The 20020-nt window shown below is 48.5% G+C and carries 17 protein-coding genes, 1 tRNA gene and 1 other annotated feature; of the genes, 2 read left to right on the top strand and 16 right to left on the bottom strand.

Translation table 11 applies throughout. The features are described 5' to 3' along the window. Positions 1 to 18: 18 nt before the first annotated feature. From D889_RS0110885 to cspD, 3 genes are all read right to left on the bottom strand, one after another. On the bottom strand, positions 19 to 717 hold the full coding sequence (locus D889_RS0110885; protein WP_010630861.1) for a YjjG family noncanonical pyrimidine nucleotidase: 699 nt from the start codon (positions 715 to 717) through the stop codon (positions 19 to 21). 79 nt (positions 718 to 796) lie between these two features. Then, positions 797 to 869 (bottom strand) — tRNA-Arg (locus D889_RS0110880). 168 nt (positions 870 to 1037) lie between these two features. Further along, positions 1038 to 1241: a cold-shock protein CspD gene (cspD, locus tag D889_RS0110875; protein WP_010630860.1), complete on the bottom strand. Its 204-nt coding sequence runs from the start codon at positions 1239 to 1241 to the stop codon at positions 1038 to 1040. 450 nt (positions 1242 to 1691) lie between these two features. Between cspD and D889_RS0110870 the strand changes: the two genes are divergently transcribed. After that, a complete protein-coding gene (locus D889_RS0110870) occupies positions 1692 to 2345 on the top strand; it encodes a deoxynucleoside kinase (RefSeq protein WP_010630859.1) in 654 nt (217 codons plus the stop codon). Positions 2346 to 2399: 54 nt separating this feature from the next. Here the strand turns inward: D889_RS0110870 and D889_RS15635 are convergent, their stop codons facing one another. From D889_RS15635 to dnaA, 13 genes are all read right to left on the bottom strand, one after another. Further along, complete coding sequence (locus tag D889_RS15635; RefSeq protein WP_018962344.1) at positions 2400 to 2546, bottom strand: hypothetical protein; 147 nt, start codon at positions 2544 to 2546, stop codon at positions 2400 to 2402. Positions 2547 to 2582: 36 nt separating this feature from the next. Next, complete coding sequence (gene serS, locus D889_RS0110860; RefSeq protein WP_010630858.1) at positions 2583 to 3872, bottom strand: serine--tRNA ligase; 1290 nt, start codon at positions 3870 to 3872, stop codon at positions 2583 to 2585. Between the two features lie 43 nt (positions 3873 to 3915). Next, positions 3916 to 4140: a binding site (T-box leader), on the bottom strand. Between the two features lie 51 nt (positions 4141 to 4191). After that, a complete protein-coding gene (gene pdxT, locus D889_RS0110855) occupies positions 4192 to 4761 on the bottom strand; it encodes a pyridoxal 5'-phosphate synthase glutaminase subunit PdxT (RefSeq protein WP_274517441.1) in 570 nt (189 codons plus the stop codon). Between the two features lie 21 nt (positions 4762 to 4782). After that, on the bottom strand, positions 4783 to 5667 hold the full coding sequence (gene pdxS, locus D889_RS0110850; protein WP_010630856.1) for a pyridoxal 5'-phosphate synthase lyase subunit PdxS: 885 nt from the start codon (positions 5665 to 5667) through the stop codon (positions 4783 to 4785). Positions 5668 to 5863: 196 nt separating this feature from the next. Next, entirely contained in the window at positions 5864 to 7216 is a 1353-nt protein-coding gene (locus D889_RS0110845; protein ID WP_010630855.1) for a serine hydrolase, read from the bottom strand. 149 nt (positions 7217 to 7365) lie between these two features. Then, positions 7366 to 8832 (bottom strand): IMP dehydrogenase, encoded by a 1467-nt coding sequence (guaB, locus tag D889_RS0110840; RefSeq protein WP_010630854.1) that lies wholly within the window; start codon positions 8830 to 8832, stop codon positions 7366 to 7368. A gap of 245 nt (positions 8833 to 9077) precedes the next feature. Further along, entirely contained in the window at positions 9078 to 10154 is a 1077-nt protein-coding gene (locus D889_RS0110835; RefSeq protein WP_010630853.1) for an HD-GYP domain-containing protein, read from the bottom strand. Positions 10155 to 10212: 58 nt separating this feature from the next. Next, positions 10213 to 12672 (bottom strand): DNA gyrase subunit A, encoded by a 2460-nt coding sequence (gene gyrA / locus D889_RS0110830; protein ID WP_010630852.1) that lies wholly within the window; start codon positions 12670 to 12672, stop codon positions 10213 to 10215. A 56-nt stretch (positions 12673 to 12728) separates the two neighbouring features. Next, positions 12729 to 14648, bottom strand: coding sequence for a DNA topoisomerase (ATP-hydrolyzing) subunit B (gyrB, locus tag D889_RS0110825; protein ID WP_010630851.1), 1920 nt, complete (start codon positions 14646 to 14648; stop codon positions 12729 to 12731). Positions 14649 to 14713: 65 nt separating this feature from the next. Continuing rightward, positions 14714 to 15829 (bottom strand): DNA replication/repair protein RecF, encoded by a 1116-nt coding sequence (gene recF, locus D889_RS0110820; protein WP_010630850.1) that lies wholly within the window; start codon positions 15827 to 15829, stop codon positions 14714 to 14716. A 17-nt stretch (positions 15830 to 15846) separates the two neighbouring features. Continuing rightward, entirely contained in the window at positions 15847 to 16065 is a 219-nt protein-coding gene (gene yaaA / locus D889_RS0110815) for a S4 domain-containing protein YaaA (RefSeq protein WP_010630849.1), read from the bottom strand. 68 nt (positions 16066 to 16133) lie between these two features. Next, entirely contained in the window at positions 16134 to 17273 is a 1140-nt protein-coding gene (gene dnaN / locus D889_RS0110810) for a DNA polymerase III subunit beta (protein WP_010630848.1), read from the bottom strand. A 235-nt stretch (positions 17274 to 17508) separates the two neighbouring features. Beyond that, complete coding sequence (gene dnaA, locus D889_RS0110805) at positions 17509 to 18930, bottom strand: chromosomal replication initiator protein DnaA (RefSeq protein ID WP_026039000.1); 1422 nt, start codon at positions 18928 to 18930, stop codon at positions 17509 to 17511. Between the two features lie 819 nt (positions 18931 to 19749). On the opposite strand from dnaA, the gene rpmH reads away from it, so the two are divergent. After that, positions 19750 to 19884, top strand: coding sequence for a 50S ribosomal protein L34 (gene rpmH, locus D889_RS0110800; protein WP_010630846.1), 135 nt, complete (start codon positions 19750 to 19752; stop codon positions 19882 to 19884). The last annotated feature ends 136 nt before the right edge of the window (positions 19885 to 20020 follow it).

Raw genomic sequence — 20020 nt, 5'->3', positions numbered from 1 at the left:
TACGCCCAATCCGCAATCTTAACCGGATCTTCCTGTAAGGAGCGCGTTGAGCTGGCTCAACTTTTCAATCTGATATGTCGGAACAAGACCGGACTCATTCATTTGCCGTTTCGGATTAAACCAGCACGTATCAAGTCCTGCCGTCAGACCGCCTTTTATATCCGAATGGAGCGAGTCGCCGATGATCAGCCCCTGCTCCGGAGCAAACCCGGGAATTCGTGCAAAAACATAGTCAAAATAGGCCTTCATCGGCTTCTGAAATCCAGTCGCCCCTGAAACAAAAACACCTTTGAACATCGGATAAAGTCCTGAGTCATGCAGCCGCCTGTTTTGGGTCTCCAACACCCCATTGGTCACGATGTAAAGGTCGTAGTGATCTTTCAGTCCGGCAATCAGTTCAGCGGCGCCCTGAATCAGCTGATGGCCCTGATCCAGGTATCGGCGATAGCGGCTTTCCAGCAGCACACCGTCGACGTCTTTTCCATACGTTTTAAAAAGAAGGGAAAATCGGCTGTTCACAGCCTGAGTCCGGTCAATTTTCCCATCTTCATAAGACTTCCACAGCTGCTGATTCATGATCTGATAATCTGCTTTGATCTCCGGTGTGAGCACAACACCCTGTTCCTGAAACAGGCGGTGCAGCGCCGCATCTTCAGCCGCATCGAAATCCAGCAAAGTATTGTCGACATCGAACAGCAGTGTTTTATATTTTTTCATCTCCAGCCTCCTGCAGCAATTCTGGATTTAATATAAAAGCCCTCGGCTGAGGGCTTTTTCGAAATGTGATTAAAGGAAGTGGCCCTGGGGAGAGTCGAACTCCCGACGCACGGTTTAGGAAACCGACGCTCTATCCACTGAGCTACAGAGCCGAATAAACTGCCGCCGGACCGGCGACAGTGAATATTATACAGATAAACCCGACGTTTGAACAGGGATAGTCCCACTTAACCGATTATTCCGGATATGGAGCAATCGGGACAACAAAAAGCAGCCCTTTTTAGGAGGACTGCTTCCGCATTACCGGCTGATGCCGGAAATCACAGCTTAACGACGTTAGCTGCCTGAGGTCCGCGGTTGCCTTCGACGATGTCGAACTGAACTTCCTGGCCTTCTTCAAGAGTCTTGAAGCCGTCGCCTTCGATAGCAGAATAGTGAACGAATACATCGTTTCCGCCTTCTACTTCGATGAAGCCGTAACCTTTTTCTGCGTTAAACCATTTTACTTTACCGTTCTGAGCCATAGTGTAGCTGCCTCCTAAAACCTTGCGCTGCCCGCGCGTGAAATAATACCATTCACCATCTAACAAGCTGACTGAAGTAAAAGAAACAGACCCTTCCTGAAGTAAAAACTACTACACTTCTAGGAAGGGTCTTCATTCTTACATCCAGATCATATATTAAGTAGTAAAATGGTTTATTACAATATAACACAACATGATTCAGGTGTCAAATGTTCTTCATGATTTTGTAAACGGATACGTTATTGATCGAGCAGGATTTCTCATTATTGCATCCGGAACCGCCTCTCTCCGCTCTTTTCAAACCGGAATCCGCATGGTAAACTGAAGCCATTGCATTCGGATAGCACGTGATTTTCAGCCGCTCAGCTATAAGCAACGGCGATTTTTATTTTTACGCATATTTTCGTCTGTTCGTTCTGACGGACAGCAATTAAGAAGGCGATGAACGATATGGACCGCGCAAGTTCTTCAAAACATCTGATCACTGTCGCAGGTATGGTGGGCATCGGTAAAACAACGTTTACCAAAGCACTGGCTCACCGTCTTAATTATCATACCTCACTGGAAAAAGTCGACGGCAATCCTTATCTCAATGCTTTCTACCAGGATTTCCGCCGTTACGTCTTTCAGCTGCAGATCTACTTTCTCAGCGAGCGCTTCAAAGAAACCAAGCGGATTGATGCGTCACCGTACGGATTTGTCCAGGATCGGTCGATCTATGAAGATACCGGTATTTTTGCCCGAATGCATTACGAGAAAGGAAATATGTCGGAAGCGGATTATCAGACCTACACCAGCCTGTTCGAAGCCATGGTCATGACGCCGTACTTCCACGCGCCCGATCTGCTGATCTATCTTCATGGCTCGCTGGATGCAACCATTCGACGAATCACCCGGCGCGGACGCCAGATGGAAAAAGAAACCCCGGTCGGTTACTGGGAAGAAATGCATCGGCGCTATGAACAGTGGATCAGTCATTTTGACGCCTGTCCCGTTCTGAGAATCAATATTGATGATTATGATCTGGTTAATGATCCAGCTTCGATTGAACCGGCTGTTCCATTGATTGAAGACCGGCTGGCAAGCAGATCGGCAGCCCGGTAACAATGAAAAACCTGTCGCTTCAGAGAATTTTATTTCTCTCCTGCGGCAGGTTTCTTATTTTTGATCTTTTTTCTCCTCTTTATCATGTTTCTGCGCTTCATCTTTTTTCTTTATCGGCATTTCCGGATGGAGCGTAATACCCATATCTTCAATCATGCGTGTCAGACGTGCTTCCGTATCTACTTTCTGGTGAAAAGGCATGTGTTTTCCCTCCTCAGAAAATTAACCGGATCAGACTCAGTCTTCCACAGGAGCAATCCGGTCATGGTTTCTCATATACGGACGAAGTGCCTCCGGAATGATTACCGTCCCGTCTTCCTGCTGGTAGTTCTCCAGAATCGCTGCAACGGTCCTTCCAACGGCCAGCCCCGACCCGTTCAGTGTGTGCACATATTCCGGCTTCGCTTTCGGTGCGCGCCTGAACCGGATATTGGCACGGCGAGCCTGGAATGCTTCGAAATTACTGCAGGAAGAAATCTCGCGATAGGTGTTCTGGCTCGGAATCCAGACTTCCAGATCGTATTTCTTCGCCGCCGTAAAGCCAAGATCGCCAGTACAGATGCTGACTACCCGATACGGCAGGTTCAGCCGCCGCAACACTTCTTCTGCGTCTCCAGTCAGTTTCTCCAGCTGATCGTAGGAATCCTCCGGTTTGACAAAACGAACCAGCTCAACTTTATTGAACTGGTGCTGACGAATGATCCCGCGCGTATCACGGCCCGCCGACCCGGCTTCGGAACGGAAACAGGCGCTGTATGCCGCATAAGCAATCGGCAGATCGTCACCATTCAGAATCTCGTCACGATAATAGTTCGTCACCGGCACTTCCGCTGTAGGGATCAGAAAATAACCTTTGTCGTCGTCAATTTTAAAAGCATCCTCTTCAAATTTCGGAAGCTGCCCGGTTCCGGTCATGCTGTCGCGGTTCACCATGTACGGCGGCATCATGATCGTGTAATCCTGTTCCTCCTCATGAAGGTCGAGCATGAAGCTGATCAAAGCCCGTTCCAGACGAACGCCAAGTCCTTTGTAAAAGACAAAACGGCTTCCGGTAACCTTTGCCGCCCGTTCAAAATCAAGAATATCCAGATGGGTGGCAATATCCCAGTGTGGTTTCGGCTCAAAAGTGAACTTCTTCGGCTCACCCCAGAAACGAATCGGTTTATTGTCATTCTCATCTTTACCGACCGGCACGCTTTCGTGCGGCACGTTCGGAATCGACAACATGACCTGATGAAGTTCGTCCTCAATCCTGTTAAGCGCTCCATCCAGCTCTTTGATTTTTGCACTCTCATCGCGCATCGCCGTGATCAGGTCCGCCGCATCTTCCTTTGCTCTTTTCCTCGCGGCTATTTGTTCCGATACCTCATTGCGTCTTGCCTTCAGGACTTCCGTCTTACTGATCAGATCACGCCTCTGTTCGTCAAGTTCCGGAAAACGCTCAAAGTCGCCGAGGTCTTCCCCGCGATCCGCCATTCTTTTTTTGATTTCCTGATAATTTTCACGCAAAAATTTCATGTCCAGCATACTGATCTGCCTCCTGAAAAAAATAAAATCCCGTCCCTTATTGTCAAGGGACGGGATTTAACCCGCGTTGCCACCCAAATTGCCGGAAATGACTATCCGCATTTCCAGCCGCTTATTCATTGATAACGGATCTGATCTGTCCGAATCCGGAACCTTGTCCGGAATTTCTCTCAGAGATGGATTCATTGTACATCGCTCACCGTTTCTCACCCGTCACGGTTCTCTGGACAGCGACCGCACAATTACTGATTCCCGTCATTGAGCACATTATGGATTAAATAAGAATTTACACTAATTCACTTAAAAATGCAACAACCGGTCAGCGGTTCTCTTCGACAATACCCACAAAATAGCGGTGAAGCCGCGTGTCACCCGTCAATTCCGGATGAAAGGCACATGTCAGGAACCGGCCCTGGCGGCAGGCGACAATATGGTCATCATAGGTAGCCAGTACCTCAACGCCGGAACCAACGCTTTTAATATAGGGCGCCCTGATGAATACACCGTCAAAATTGTCGCCGACGTGCCGGATATTCAATGTTGCTTCAAAACTGTCTACCTGACGGCCGAATGCATTGCGCCGCACATCGATATCAAGCAGTCCAAGGTGCGGGCCGTTTCGTCCTTCAATCTTTTTCGCCATCAGAATCAACCCGGCACATGTGCCGAATATCGGCTTATTTTCTGCAAACAAACGCAGCGAATCATACAGACCGGTCTCGTCCATCAGACGGCGCATCGTTGTACTTTCGCCGCCGGGCAGGACCAGACCGTCCAGGTCTTCCAGTTCGCTGCTGTGTTTGACAGCCTGTGCATCGGCTCCAGATGCCTTAAGCGCTTTAATATGTTCACTGACCGCACCTTGCAGGGCGAGAACTCCGATTTTCACAGCCATTGTCTTTGACGCACCTCAGATTCCACGATCTTGCATCCGCTCTGAAGGCTGGAGGACGCTCATATCAATGCCCTTCATCGGCGTACCGAGACCTTTCGAGAGTTCTGCAATCCGTTCATAGTCCTGATAGTAGGTTGTTGCTTCAACGATCGCCCGGGCAAATTTGGCCGGATTCTCCGACTTGAATATGCCGGATCCGACAAAGACGCCGTCTGCACCAAGTTCCATCATTAATGCCGCATCCGAAGGTGTTGCCACTCCGCCGGCTGCAAAGTTAACGACCGGGAGCCGGCCGGCTTCCTTGATCTGCAGCAGAACATCATAGGGGGCACCCAGTTCCTTGGCATAGACCATAATTTCATCAGGAGACATGCCGACAACCTTACGTACCTGGCTGTTCACAAGGCGCATGTGACGTACTGCTTCAACAATGTTGCCGGTACCTGGTTCACCTTTGGTCCGGAGCATCGCCGCACCTTCACCGATTCGCCTTGCTGCTTCGCCAAGATCACGGCAGCCGCATACAAAGGGAACAGTGAATGCCTTTTTGTCAATATGGTAGACATCATCTGCCGGTGTCAGCACTTCACTTTCGTCAATATAATCGACTTTCATCGATTCAAGTACCCGGGCTTCGACAATATGCCCGATTCTGGCTTTTGCCATGACTGGAACAGTGACCGCCTTCTGCACCTGTTCAACAATCGCCGGATCTGCCATTCTGGCAACTCCGCCGGCTTTACGGATATCCGATGGTACCCGTTCCAGTGCCATGACAGCCGTTGCACCGGCCTGTTCTGCTACTTTTGCCTGTTCTGCATTGACCACGTCCATAATGACGCCGCCTTTTTGCATTTCAGCCATACCTCTCTTGACAACATCTGTTCCCTTCTGAGCCAACATTATCCCTCCTGATAATATCCATTCGTTGATCCTTATGATTGCTAAACACACATTCAGTGTACTATATATCTCAGTTTATAACTAGGGTATCAAAAATTCTCTCCGTCTGTTTTCATCAAGAGGCAGCAAGAACTGCCAAAACCTGCCGCCTCAGCATCCTGTGTTCCGACACTTTCCTCAGTTTAATCAGAAATCAGAACAAACCGACGATCCAGGAAAAAATCCCGGCGAAAAATCCGCCGATTGCTTTGAACATCAGAACGAACCAGCCGCTCTTGTCCACCTGTGCACCGGCAACGACCGGCAGCCGGTTATTCTGTGGAAACAGCTGCCCGTATGCACCGGACGGTGACTGAACCGTTGCATAACCGATTTGTTCACCCTTCTTGACAGGTGCCTCGAGCTTGCCGTTATTATTCAGTTTTGAACGATCAAGCGTGACTTTGAAAGTGGGGTTGACTTTTTGACCATTTTGCGTCGTCATCGTCACATTGCCGGCAAAAACAGCATTCACGGTTCCGGCCTTGCCGTTATGTACCGGCACAGGTTTGGACCCTTTGATTTGCTGATCTTTTTTGGCGACCACATGATCGGCAAACTGCTGATAGCCATAATCAAATAAAGCGCGTGTCTGATCGAATCGCTGACTGTCAGATGTTGTGCCCATAACAACGCTGATCAGACGATGCCCGTTACGGTTTACCGTACCCGTAAAGCAGTATCCGGCCAGGTCTGTATGCCCGGTTTTCAGCCCGTCTACTCCCTGATAGGTGAATTTGCTCATGTTGGCGCCAAGACCCGGAAGCATGTAGTTCCAGTTAACCATCTGTATTGGCGAATTCACTCCGGCAGTGAAGTTTTTCAGCGGAATATCTGAAATCGTCAGTGCTTCAGGGTAATCATGAATCACATGGTAGGCGAGCTTTGCCAGATCGCGTGCGGACAGCTCATTGCGTGCATTCTTGTCGCTCGTCCCGCCGTACGAGGCAAATTTACCAAGGTCGATATTTTCAAGACCTGAGCTGTTAATGTAATGGGCACCGGTCATACCGAATTTCCTGGCTGTCCGGTTCATCAGCGATACAAAGTTTTTCTCGGAACCGCCTACCTTTTCAGCAAGTGCAACGGATGCGCCATTGGCTGAATAGATGGCCATGGCTTCATAGAGTTCCCTGACCGTATATTGGTAGTCTCTTCTGAGCGGTACATTCGAAAAGCTGCGATTCTGTGAAATGTTATACGCATAGTCGCTGATCGACACTTTCGTGTTCCAGGTCAGCCGTCCCTGATGAAGCGCCTGCATGACCAGATATTCCGTCATCATCTTCGTCATACTGGCCGGCGGATAGACCTGATCGGCATTTTTTTCATAAAGGATCTGGCCGCTGTTGTAGTCCACCAGAATGGCAGATTTCACCTTCAGGCCGAGCGGATCTGTCGCCGCTTTGGCCGTTGGTGCAAGCACACCTTGTAAAGACAGCGAAAATGCTAGTAGAAAAATAAGACCGGTCACTGCCAAAACACGCAGCTTTTTTGAAAAATTCAACCCCTACACCCCCGAATAAATTCGCACGCCTGTCTGGCCCGCATTACTGCAAAAAAATGAAATTCGAGGCAAAAGAACACTGTCCCGAATCTCTTATCAGATCATGCTCCGACTTATCTGCCTGAATGACTCACACAATCGCTGCTGAATCATTTAACAGAGTAATTCGGTGCCTCTTTTGTAATTTGTACATCATGAGGATGACTTTCCAGTAATCCGGCATTGGTAATTTTTGTAAATCTTGCCTGTTCACGAAGATCGTTGATGGTCGGCGTGCCGCAATAACCCATACCGGAGCGCAAGCCGCCGATCAGCTGATAGATGGTGTCGGCCAGTTTGCCCTTGTAAGGAACACGCCCTTCAATCCCTTCCGGAACCAGCTTCTTCTGATTTTCCTGGAAATAGCGGTCCTTGCTTCCGTTTTCCATCGCACTGACCGAACCCATGCCGCGATAGACCTTGAACTGGCGGCCCTGATAGATTTCCTTTTCACCCGGTGTCTCATCGACGCCGGCAAGCAGACCGCCGAGCATGACCGCACTGCCGCCCGCCGCCAGAGCCTTAACGACATCGCCGGAATATTTAATTCCGCCGTCGGCAATGATCGCCGTGCCGTGTTTGTCCGCCTCATTGGCGCAATCATAAACAGCCGTGATCTGCGGTACGCCGACGCCGGCAACCACACGCGTCGTACAGATCGATCCGGGTCCGATGCCTACCTTCACAACGTTCACACCGGCATCAATCAGCGCCTTGGTTCCCTCTGGCGTCGCCACGTTGCCGGCAATCAGATCCACGTCAGGATATTTTGAACGGATTTCGGCGACTTTCTCAAGAACGCCCTTCGAATGCCCATGAGCCGTATCAATTACGATCGCATCAGCACCGGCGTCGACCAGTTTTTCAACACGCAGCAGTGCGTCACCGGTGACACCCACAGCAGCAGCAACCAGAAGCCGGCCATGCTCGTCCTTGGCCGAATTCGGAAACTCGACAACCTTTTCAATATCCTTTGTGGTAATCAGTCCCTTAAGCACACCCTGGTCATCCACAAGGGGCAGCTTTTCAATCCGGTGCTGATTCAGAATCTCCTCAGCTTGTTTCAGACTCGTCCCGACCGGTGCCGTGATCAGATTATTCTTAGTCATCATGTCGCCGATTCTCGCTGAATAATCTTTAACAAACCGCATGTCCCTGTTGGTCAGAATACCGACCAGATGCTGATCATTCTTATTATCAACGATCGGAACTCCGGAAATCCGGTATTTATTCATCAAATGCTCCGCATCGTAGATTTGGTCATCCGGTGTCAGAAAGAATGGATTCGTGATGACGCCGCTTTCTGAACGTTTGACCTTATCGACCTGCTCCGATTGTTCCTCAATCGACATGTTCTTATGAATAACACCCATGCCGCCCTGTCTCGCCATCGCAATGGCCATTGTCGCTTCAGTAACAGTATCCATACCTGCACTGATAATCGGAATGTTAAGATGAAGCTTGTCCGTCAGTGTCGTTTTTACAGATACGTCACGGGGCAGAACCTCCGAAGCGGCTGGAATTAACAGCACATCGTCAAAAGTCAGAGATTCCTTCGTAAACTTGTCTTCTCTCACTCTTTACTTACCTCCATCACAGGATTATCTTATTTATTCTACCCGGAAATTTTATTGATAGCTTAACAATAGCAAAAAAGACTGTCAAGGGAACAGCAAAAATGACACTTTTCGAAATAATTCCACATGCAACACCGAGAAAAAATTTTTTTCTGCGTCCACAAAACTTAATTATAAACTGATTCCGTTCTGTTTGACCAAGAATTGTTTTCCAAGCCGTGTTTTTCAACAAAATATGTTATCCGCTAATCGGCATCCTGATTCACGACACTGACAATCTGAACGAGCGGATGATTCTCCAGATTAAAAATCTCACCGGTTTCAGTCCGGATCATCGGGCGGGTCGGATTTCTCTCCGAAAGATAAATGATGACTCCCGTTTGTCCGTCGGATAGTTCAACCGTCATGCCGATCAGTAGGGTCATCAGTTCTTTAAACAGCCGGTCCATCAGATAGCTGGACAGCTTTCCATAGTATCTCGAACGGACCTGGTCCATCGTCCGGACAGGCCATCCGGTTTTATCACGCCTCACTGCGAGATGAAGAAATGCATCACAAACCGCCAGGATCTTTCCGTAAATACTTAACTTGTCACCGGTCAGGTGAAGTGGATAGCCGCTTCCATCTTCCCGTTCATGATGCTGGATAACGGCGAGCATCGTCTCGGATTTCAGTGTAGGAACGGTTTTAACCATTTTATAGCTGTCGACCACGTGTCTGCGATAGAAAGCCTGCTCTCTGCCGATATAATCACCGCTTTTGTTCAGCAGCGCAGGAGCAAACCTGGCCATGCCGCAGTCCGCCAGTGCTCCCGCCAGGCCGATCTGATTGACATCACCCTGGGACAGGCTCATTTTCATCCCGAGAAAGGCCGCCAGCAGACCCAGCGTAAGATTACGGTCTGCCCGGCTCCGGATCATTTTTCTGTGCAACAGAAAATCACCCATCCAGACCGGGTCATGGATATTTTTCTCAAACAGAGGGATCACCATTTTCCGGAACTTGCCAATATCAATATTGGCTCCACCCTGCCAGGACTTAAAAAAAAGGTGATAACCCGTCACCGCATACTGGTAATACGCAGAGGGTGCGTCCGCAGCCATATTATCCGGTTCGGGTGAAGCAGCAACAGCGGATATCGGCTCGCCGGGCGCCACGCGTTTCCCGTCTGCGGTCACCGGTTCAATCTCCACATGATCGATCAGAAAAGCTTTTAAAAAAGCGATGTGTGTCTCCGAAAGTACCGTCCCTGAAGGAATCAACGGCACATCCGACAGAGCGTGCACATCTTTTTTCAAAATATACCCTGATTTTAGTTGCATTACGGTTACCCGCATGGTTGTCTCCTCAAATCTTATTCAGCAGATCCCGACAGTCACGTCAGGATTCCTCAGGGCTGTCTTCCGTTTCATCCTCCGTATTCTGAATACGCGCGACGGCTGCCACATGATCACCTTTGTCGACACGGATCAGTGTCACACCCATCGTGTTTCTCCCCAGTCGGGAAATATCTGCAACAGCCATCCGGATAATCACACCATTGGCGGTAATGATCATCAGGTCTTCATCTTCACTGACCGTGCGCAGGTTAATCATCTTGCCATTTTTTTCTGTGATATTACAGGTTTTAAGACCCTTGCCGCCACGCGTCTGGGGACGGTATTCCTCGGTCGCAGTCCGTTTGCCGAATCCATTCTCCGTAACAATCAGGACATCCTTATCGTCATCGGCAATGCCCATGCCGACCACTTCGTCATCAGGATCCAGTGAGATTGCTTTGACACCGGCAGCCGTTCTGCCCATCGGCCGGACATCGTTTTCATCATATCTGATCGCCATACCGTTTTTTGTTCCGACAATCAGATGTCTCTTGCCATCCGTGAGACGTACAGCAATCAGTTCATCATCGTCGTGCACAGTGATGGCGAACAGGCCGCCCTTGCGGATATTGGCAAAATCAATCAGCGAAGATCGCTTGGTAATCCCCTTTTTCGTCAGAAATACGAGATAATGCTGACCATCAAAGGCCTCAACAGGGAAAAACGCAGAAATATATTCATCTTTATCAATCTGGATCAGATTAATGAGCGGAATCCCTTTAGCCGTACGGCCCAGTTCGGGAATCTCATACCCTTTAAGCTGAAAGACGCGTCCCTTGTTTGTGAAGAAGAGGACATGATGATGCGTGTTGGTCTGAAAAATATGTTCGACAAAATCGTCCTCATTGGTACCCATGCCCTGGATACCACGTCCGCCGCGATTCTGGCTTTTGTATGTATCGACCGGCATACGCTTCACATATCCCTTGTGTGAAACGGTGATGACAATCTCCTCTCGCTCGATCAGATCTTCGTCTTCAATCATATCGGCACCGACGGTTATTTCTGTCCGCCGCTGATCATTGTATTTATCTTTAATTTCGCGAAGTTCCTTGCGGATAATGTGCAGGACTTTTTGCTCATCAGCAAGGATCGCCTTCAGTTCGCCAATCCGTCTGATCAGTTCCTCATATTCCTGCTGGATCTTTTCACGTTCGAGTCCGGTCAGACGCTGCAGCCGCATATCGAGGATCGCCTGCGCCTGAATCTCAGTCAGCGAGAACTGTGACATCAGTCCTTCCCTGGCAATATCGGTCGTCTTTGAATTGCGGATCAGTGTGATGACTTCGTCAAGATGATCCAGAGCAATCCGCAGACCCTCCAGGATATGCGCACGTGCTTCGGCTTTTTTCAGTTCAAACTGCGTCCGGCGGCGGATCACCGATTCCTGAAATACAAGGTAGTAGTGGAGACACTCTTTCAGTGTCAGCACTTGCGGGCGTCCGTCGACCAGCGCCAGCGTATTGATGCCGAAACTGGTCTGCAGTCCTGTATGTTTGTACAAATTATTCAGAATGACGTTGGCATTGGCATCACGCCGGACCTCTATGACCATCCGCATTCCGCTCCGGTCGGATTCATCGCGTAAATCCGTGATGCCGTCCAGCTTTTTATCTTTAACCAGTTCAGCGATCCGTTCAATCAGTTTGGCTTTGTTGACCTGATAAGGCAGTTCCGTCACAACAATACTTTGTTTCCCGTTTTTCTGTTCTTCAATGGTCACCCGAGCCCGCACAATAATGGAACCACGCCCGGTCCGGTACGCTCTTTTAATCCCTTCACGGCCAAGAATCAGGCCGCCGGTCGGGAAATCCGGACCAGGTATATACTGCATTAATTCTTCCAGTGTAATCTCCGGATTCTTGCTTAACGCAAGCACGGCATCAATGACTTCGCCCAGCTGATGCGGCGGAATATTCGTTGCCATACCGACGGCAATACCTGATGCGCCGTTGACGAGCAAGTTGGGAAACCGTGAAGGAAGCACAACCGGTTCCTGTTCCGAGTCATCGTAGTTAGGCTGAAAGTCTATCGTATCCTTGCGAATATCACGTACCATTTCCATCGAGATCTTCGACATTCTGGCTTCGGTGTACCGCATTGCGGCAGCCGGATCACCATCGACAGAACCAAAGTTGCCATGGCCGTCGACCAGCTCGTAACGCTGGCTGAAATCCTGTGCCATCCGCACCATCGTATCGTAAACGGCGGAGTCACCGTGAGGATGATATTTACCGATGACCTCTCCGACAATTCTTGCTGATTTTTTATAGGCTTTATCGGCGGTGATTCCGAGTTCATTCATCGCATATAAAATACGCCGGTGCACCGGTTTCAATCCGTCGCGGACGTCAGGCAGCGCACGGCTGACGATTACACTCATCGCATAGTCAAGAAACGACGAACGCATTTGCTGGCCGATATCGACCGGCTTAACCCTGGATTCATCCTGATCTGCCATCCTAGTTCCTCCTTACCAGACTTAATCAATCGCTAATTCTTCCGGGCATTGCCGGTTTAAACATCCAGATTCTGGACATAATGCGCATTTTCCTGAATAAAATCACGCCGCGGCTCCACGCGGTCGCCCATCAGCATTTCAAAGATCTGATCGGCTTCAATAGCATCCTCCAGATGGACTTTCAGCACAACCCGGTTTTCCGGATCCATGGTTGTTTCCCACAGCTGTTCCGGATTCATTTCACCAAGGCCCTTATACCGCTGAAGTGCAGGCTTCACATTCGAAGGAAGTTCCCCCTGGATTTTTGTCAGTTCCTTATCGTCATAGGCATACTTCAGCGTTTTGCCGTACTGTACCCGGTACAACGGAGGCTGCGCAATGTAGATGTATCCTTTCTCCAGAAGCGGACGCATAAACCGGTAGAAAAAGGTGAGCAGGAGCGTCCGGATATGCGCACCGTCCACATCGGCATCGGTCATAATAATGATCTTGTGATATCTGGCCTTTTCCAGTCTGAATTCGTCGCCGACACCTGTACCGAGCGCCGTAATCATCGCCCGGATCTCAGCATTTGAGAGAATCTTATCAAGACGGGCTTTTTCGACATTGAGAATCTTCCCGCGCAGCGGCAAGATTGCCTGATACATTCTGTCACGGCCTTGCTTCGCCGAACCGCCGGCCGAATCCCCTTCAACGATGTAAAGTTCGGATATGCTGGCATCCCTTGAGGTACAGTCTGCCAGTTTTCCAGGCAGAGAGGAACTCTCCAGACTGCTCTTGCGCCGTGTCAGTTCACGTGCCTTCTTAGCCGCCGAGCGGGCCCGGGAAGCGATCGTTCCTTTTTCAACAATCAGACGGGCAATGTCGGGATTTTCGTAAAGAAATCTTGAGAATGAATTTGAAAAGAGATTGTCCGTGATCGTCCGGACTTCCGGATTTCCGAGCTTTGTTTTGGTCTGGCCTTCAAACTGCGGATCCGGGTGTTTGACGGATACAATAGCTGTCAGGCCCTCACGGACATCCTCTCCGGACAGATTCGGATCGCTGCTTTTCATCAGCTGGTTCTTCCGCGCATAATCATTGATGACACGTGTCAGTGCCACTTTAAAACCGTATTCGTGTGTCCCGCCTTCATGGGTATGAATGTTGTTGGCAAATGAATAAAGCTGGCAGGCGAAGCCGTCGTTGTACTGCATCGCAATTTCAACTTTGATCCCGTCCTGTTCGCCTTCCAGATCGATCGGTTGATGGAGCACTTCCTTGGACCGGTTCAAGAACGCCACATATTCACGGATGCCGCCCTCATAGTGAAACGACTCTTTCTTGTCCTTTTCCCGCCGGTCCTCGATTGAAATCCGGATGTTTTTATTCAGAAAGGCCAGTTCACGTATCCGGACACGCAGCGTTTCATAGTTAAAATGTGTGGTCTCTTTGAAAATTTCCGGATCTGGAATAAAATGGGTCGTCGTTCCCGTCCGGTCCGTGTCACCGATGATCTTCAGATCGGCCACCGGTTTTCCACGATGATATTCCTGATAGTAAATGTGTCCGTTGCGGTAAACTTTGACCCACATCGTTGTCGACAGGGCATTCACAACCGAGGCCCCGACGCCATGCAGCCCGCCGGAGACTTTATAACCGCCGCCGCCGAATTTTCCCCCTGCATGCAGAACGGTCATGATGACCTCAACTGCCGGTCTGCCTACTTTTTTCTGGATATCGACCGGAATCCCGCGACCATCGTCGATCACAGTAATCCCGCCGTCTTTCTCAATAAAAACCTGAATATGATGACAGAATCCCGCCAGAGCCTCATCAATCGAGTTGTCGACAACTTCCCATACAAGATGATGGAGACCCTTTTCACCGGTGGTCCCGATATACATGCCCGGCCTTTTTCTGACTGCTTCAAGACCTTCCAGCACCTGTATCTGGCTGGCGTTATAGGCTTGTTTTGCTTCCTGTTGTTCGTTCATCATATCCCACCTAACTTCATTCTTACCTGCTGCACGGCAGACACTTTCAGCCAGTCTGAAGATCATTAACGCGTTACTGTCCCCTGGTGAATATGAAAGAGTGTGGCGCGTTCGATCAATCGGTCATCCAGACCATCGATGGATGTTGTCGTGACAAATGTCTGGACTTTTTCCTTGAATGCGGCCAGTAAATGTGTTTTTCTGAGATCATCCAGTTCACTGAGTACATCATCCAGAAGGAGAAGCGGGTAGTCTCCCGTTTCCTTGTGAATCAGTTCAATTTCCGCCAGTTTGACAGATAGCGCAGCTGTCCGCTGCTGCCCCTGCGACCCGAACATTTGGACGTCATGCCCATTGACGATGAATTGCAGGTCATCACGGTGCGGACCGGCCAGCGTCATCCCTCTCTCTGTTTCTCTTGTGCGGAGCTGACTGAATGCTTTTTCATAGACTTCTGTTATTTTTGACTGATCCCCGGTATCTGATACCTCACGAACTGAAGAATGATAGTTCAGCTCCAGCTTTTCTCTGCCCTGGCTTATTTCCTCATGGATCGGACCGGCCCAGCTGTTCAGACTCGAAACGAACCGCAATCGCCGATTGACGATATCGGCGGCCAGAATAATCAATTTTTCCGTCAGAACGTCAAGAAGCGGGCCGGTTCCGGACTGTTTTCCCCAATTTTTTTTCAGAAGTGCATTACGCTGTTGCAGCACCCGCTGATAGTCACTGAGAAGATGGAGATAAACAGGAGCAATCTGACCCATTTCCATATCGATGAAACGTCTCCGCAAGGCGGGACCGCCCTTGACCAGACCGAGATCTTCAGGAGCAAACATCACTACATTGCACAGCCCGACGTAATCGCTTAAGCGCTGTTTTTCGAGGTGATTGGCCCTGGCCTTTTTTCCCTTTCCGGAGATGACCAGTTCCAGCGGTATCGTGTCGTTTCGCCTGACTACTTTACCTTTTATTTTACCATACTCTTGATTCCATTTGATTAAATCTTTGTCATGCGCTGTCCGCAGCGATTTGGCAATCGCCAGAACATAAATTGCTTCCAGCAGATTGGTTTTTCCCTGAGCGTTCTCTCCAAGAAAAACATTGACAGAATCAGAAAAATCAAGGGACAGATGACTGTAATTCCGGAAATTGGTAAGCTCAATGGATGTCAGTTTCAAACCGGAAGCCCCCTTGCTCAGCGGGTGATCACAAATTCACCCGTTCCGGCAATCTTTACCTGATCGCCCGACCGCAGTTTTTTTCCGCGTCGGGATTCCGGCTGAGCATTGACCGTGACGTCATTGTCCTGTAAATAGTGTTTTGCTTCTCCGCCCGACTGAATGGCTCCTGTCACTTTCAACAGCTGGCCGAGTGTCATGTAGTCACTTTGACTATGAAGCTTGATTTTCTTCATCGATAAAGCCTCTTTCAGTAATCAGTCATTATCATCAACAATCAGTCATTATCATCAACGAATCTGTTTCAAAAGGTCCGGATCGGAAGGATCAGCATCAGAATGTCATCTTCACCGATCGGCCGGATAATGATCGGGCGCATCGGCCCGATGAAATGAATTTCGACATTTTCCGAATCGATTTTTCCAAGTGCATCCATCATAAATTTAGCACTGAAGGAGATGCGGAGAGGTTCGCCCTCCATTTTTTCAGGATTCAGTGTTTCAAAAACACGCCCCAGTTCCAGGGACTGGGAAGATATTTCTACTGTGCCGTCTTCAGTTCTCAGTTTCACAACATTGTTTCGTTCCCCTTTCGCCAGCAGCGAAGCCCGTTCAATCGCCTTGTAAAGTTCTTTTGTCGCAAGCGTCAGTGTCGTCTTGCTCTCTGTCGGGATCAGACGGCTTGTGTCCGGATAATTTCCGTCAAGCAGCCGGGAGTAGAATTCAACATTACTGAATTTAAAAAGAACCTGATTTTCCGTCATGACGACATCGGCGGACGAATCATCCCCATCGTCGAGAATTTTGGCTAGTTCATTCAGACTGGCACCCGGTACGACCAGCGTCTTTTTTTCAGCCTGGTTTCCGCTGTCAATCGGAATCGTCCGCTGCGACAGACGGTGACTGTCGGTCGCAACACATTCCAGACGGTGGTTCTGCAGCGTCCATTTGACCCCGGTCAGTACCGGTCGGGTTTCAGAATCGGAAACAGCATAAACTGTCTGCCGGATGACGTCTTTAAGTAAATCTTTCCGGATACTGAAGACATCTTTTTCCTCAATGGACGGCAAAACAGGGTATTCATCGGGATCCAGTCCGTTCAAGGTAAATTCGGTACTTCCTGAAGTAATGGTCGTGATTAAACGGCTGTCGACTGAGAGGTGAACAGTATCTTCCGGTAATTTACGCACCAGTTCGGAAAAAATTTGTGACGGCAGAATAATGCTTCCGGCAGTTTCAATCACTGCATTTTCTTCATCTTTTTCGTCAGTGAGAATAAATGATTTAATGGATATGTCGGAATTGCTTCCAGTCAGTGTGAGTTTCTCCGGATCAGCGGTGATTTTGATTCCGGTCAGAATCGGAATCGTGGTCTTCAATGATACAGCCTTCATCACCTGACCTACCGCACCGGCAAGCTTGTCTTTTCGTACGCTGCATTTCATCGTGTATGAAATATCGCTTGCATCCTGGATATTTTGCATGGTTCTTGCCCCCGAATGATTTATTAATAATTAAGTAATTAAAAAAAACAGTCATAATAATAGGTCGCGTGAATATGTTGATAAGTCGGACGGAATACGGACGCTAAAGTTATTCACATGTGGATAACTTGTGCATGATTCCGGTCAGTTTTATCCCGGTTGTCCACAGGTCTTTGATTCATCGTTCGGAAGATCATTACGATTTTACCGGCGTTTTCAGCTGATCGATCAGGCCGTTGATCTTCTGCTGAAGATTTCGGTCCGTCGCCAGCTGCTTCGTGATTTTTTCATGTGCATGGATGACTGTCGTATGATCGCGGCCGCCGAATTCTTCACCGATCTTCGGAAGCGAATAGTCCGTCAGTTCCCTGGCCAGGTACATGGCAATCTGTCTCGGAAAAGCGATCGATTTGGTCCGCTTTTTCGCAGAAAAGTCCTCAAGTTTCAGGTGATATTCCTGGCCGACAGCGACCTGGATATCCTGAATGGTGATGGTCTTCGGTTTGGATGTGGCAATAATATCTTTCAGAGCATCCGCCGCCAGGTCCACATTTATATCTTCATTGATGAGAGAAGAATAAGCAATGACCCGGATCAGCGCACCCTCCAGTTCCCGGATGTTTGTGTCGATCTGATTGGCAATATAAATCATCACCTCATTTGGAATATCCAGCCCCTCGGCTTTTGCCTTCTTGCGAAGAATGGCGATCCGTGTTTCCAGATCCGGAGGTGTGATATCTGTGATTAGCCCCCATTCAAAACGGGAACGGAGCCGGTCTTCCAGTGTAGGAATCTCCTTAGGCGGGCGGTCGCTTGAGATGACAATCTGTTTATAATCCTCATGCAAAGCATTGAAAGTATGAAAGAATTCCTCCTGCGTCTGCTCCTTACCGGCAAGAAACTGAATATCATCAATCAGCAGAACGTCCACACTGCGGTATTTATTCCTGAATTCGACGGTTTTGTTATCCCGGATCGAGTTAATGAATTCATTTGTAAATTTCTCTGAGGAAAGATAGACCACACGGGCATTTGGATTATGCTCCATGACATAATGGCCAATTGCATGAAGGAGATGCGTCTTTCCCAGACCGACGCCTCCATAAATGAACAGAGGATTATAAGCTTTTGCCGGAGCTTCGGCCACAGCCAGCGACGCGGCATGGGCAAAACGGTTGCCGGATCCGATAACAAAGGTTTCAAACGTATTTTTGGAATTCAGCATACTATTGTTCAGATCTTCAATGCTCCTGGATTTTGCCGGATTCAGCGAATTGGTGTCCACAGGTTCGTTGGCTTCCGGGCTGATTTTTACCGGTTCACTCTTTATCTTCTTTCGGACGATCTTCTTCTCTGTCTCTCCGGATGATTTCCGGGGAATGACAAATTGCACGCTGTAATGAACCCCCGTGATCTGAAATAAAATGTCTCCAATCAACTGGGAATAATGTTCTTCCAGCCAGTCCTGAGAAAATTCATTAGGCACGTTGATAATCATCGTCTGTCCATCTATGGCGCTGGCTTCCGTTTCCTTAAGCCAGGTCTCGAAACTTGGCTTGCTGAGTTTTTTCTTAACGACGGCTAACGTCTGCTTCCAAATATCCTGAAGATTCGTCACTATTTCAGATCCTCCTAAATGATGCAAAACCGATGAGCCGGAGATGCATTTTCGTCTCCGAAACGCATAGAGATAGTAGAAACGACCTGATCCGGCAGTCTGTTTGATCCTGAAAATTTCAGTGAAATCGGGAAAATTATACAGTAACGGAAAAGACGGCTGAATCAATAAAATTTCCCCTGATTCAGCCGGTTTATCTTTTAATCCTGTGAATGAGAAAAATTTAAGTTGTCGTTCAATAACTCTTTGAAGCAATCCTTTTACCCGCCAGCTGATTAGAATCGCCCGGTGATGAATGAAAAAAGTTGTTCAATGTATTATCCACAGACGAAAATCGGGCAAATCAGCTGCAACAGCTGAGAAAAGGTTCAGTTAGGAACATACGTTCATAAATTGTGGATAACATAATAAACAAGCGGAAAAAATCTGTCCACAAGTTAATCACAGTCTGTGGATAATCGTATTCGGCCGAACAAATAAGAACGCGATTAAGTACATTGATCATATCAAAAATAGGGCGACAAGGCAATAATTCAAAAAAGTTATCCACAGTGGACAACTCATTCACAGGATGTTCATTAACAACATGCGATTATGTTAAGAACTTGTCGATAAATGGTGAAAAATAATGAACAGGCTAAAATGTTATCCACAAGTGGAGAGGATGAGTCCCATCGGCTGACATTTGACTTATAGCTGATAAATTCATATAATTAATCAGACTGGTTTTCGAAAATGAATAAACAGTGTTGCGATTTGAATCCATAAAGGATTTACCCGCAGGATTTCTTTTTCAGACAGCAGGGAGGTGTATCGATCGTGAAACGTACCTATCAACCGAATAAGCGCAGCAGAAAAAAGGTTCACGGATTTCGCGCCAGAATGGCAACAGCCAATGGACGTAAAGTACTGGCCAATCGCCGGCGCAAGGGAAGAAAAGTTCTGTCTGCGTAAAGCCACTGTGTGTAAGCAGTGGTTTTTTCACTATAACGTAAGAATTTAACCCGGGATGAATGGATCCCGTGCATCAGGCAGACAGGACAAGCAGAGTCATCGAATGTGCTGCGCGAGTTCGCTGCGGTAAGAAGGA

Origin of the sequence: Sporolactobacillus vineae DSM 21990 = SL153, from assembly GCF_000377985.1 — a bacterium.
Lineage (GTDB): Bacteria > Bacillota > Bacilli > Bacillales > Sporolactobacillaceae > Sporolactobacillus > Sporolactobacillus vineae.
This window is presented reverse-complemented; position numbering and strand designations above follow the sequence as displayed.

Bases quoted from the DNA above. Each gene is read 5' to 3' on its own strand.
- cspD (WP_010630860.1), bottom strand. From the start codon at position 1,241: ATGGCTCAGAACGGTAAAGTAAAATGGTTTAACGCAGAAAAAGGTTAC.
- serS (WP_010630858.1), bottom strand. From the start codon at position 3,872: ATGCTGGACATGAAATTTTTGCGTGAAAATTATCAGGAAATCAAAAAA.
- yaaA (WP_010630849.1), bottom strand. From the start codon at position 16,065: ATGAAGAAAATCAAGCTTCATAGTCAAAGTGACTACATGACACTCGGC.
- D889_RS15635 (WP_018962344.1), bottom strand. From the start codon at position 2,546: ATGCCTTTTCACCAGAAAGTAGATACGGAAGCACGTCTGACACGCATG.
- D889_RS0110835 (WP_010630853.1), bottom strand. From the start codon at position 10,154: ATGCAACTAAAATCAGGGTATATTTTGAAAAAAGATGTGCACGCTCTG.
- gyrB (WP_010630851.1), bottom strand. From the start codon at position 14,648: ATGAACGAACAACAGGAAGCAAAACAAGCCTATAACGCCAGCCAGATA.
- D889_RS0110885 (WP_010630861.1), bottom strand. From the start codon at position 717: ATGAAAAAATATAAAACACTGCTGTTCGATGTCGACAATACTTTGCTG.
- D889_RS0110870 (WP_010630859.1), top strand. From the start codon at position 1,692: ATGGACCGCGCAAGTTCTTCAAAACATCTGATCACTGTCGCAGGTATG.
- gyrA (WP_010630852.1), bottom strand. From the start codon at position 12,672: ATGGCAGATCAGGATGAATCCAGGGTTAAGCCGGTCGATATCGGCCAG.
- dnaN (WP_010630848.1), bottom strand. From the start codon at position 17,273: ATGAAATGCAGCGTACGAAAAGACAAGCTTGCCGGTGCGGTAGGTCAG.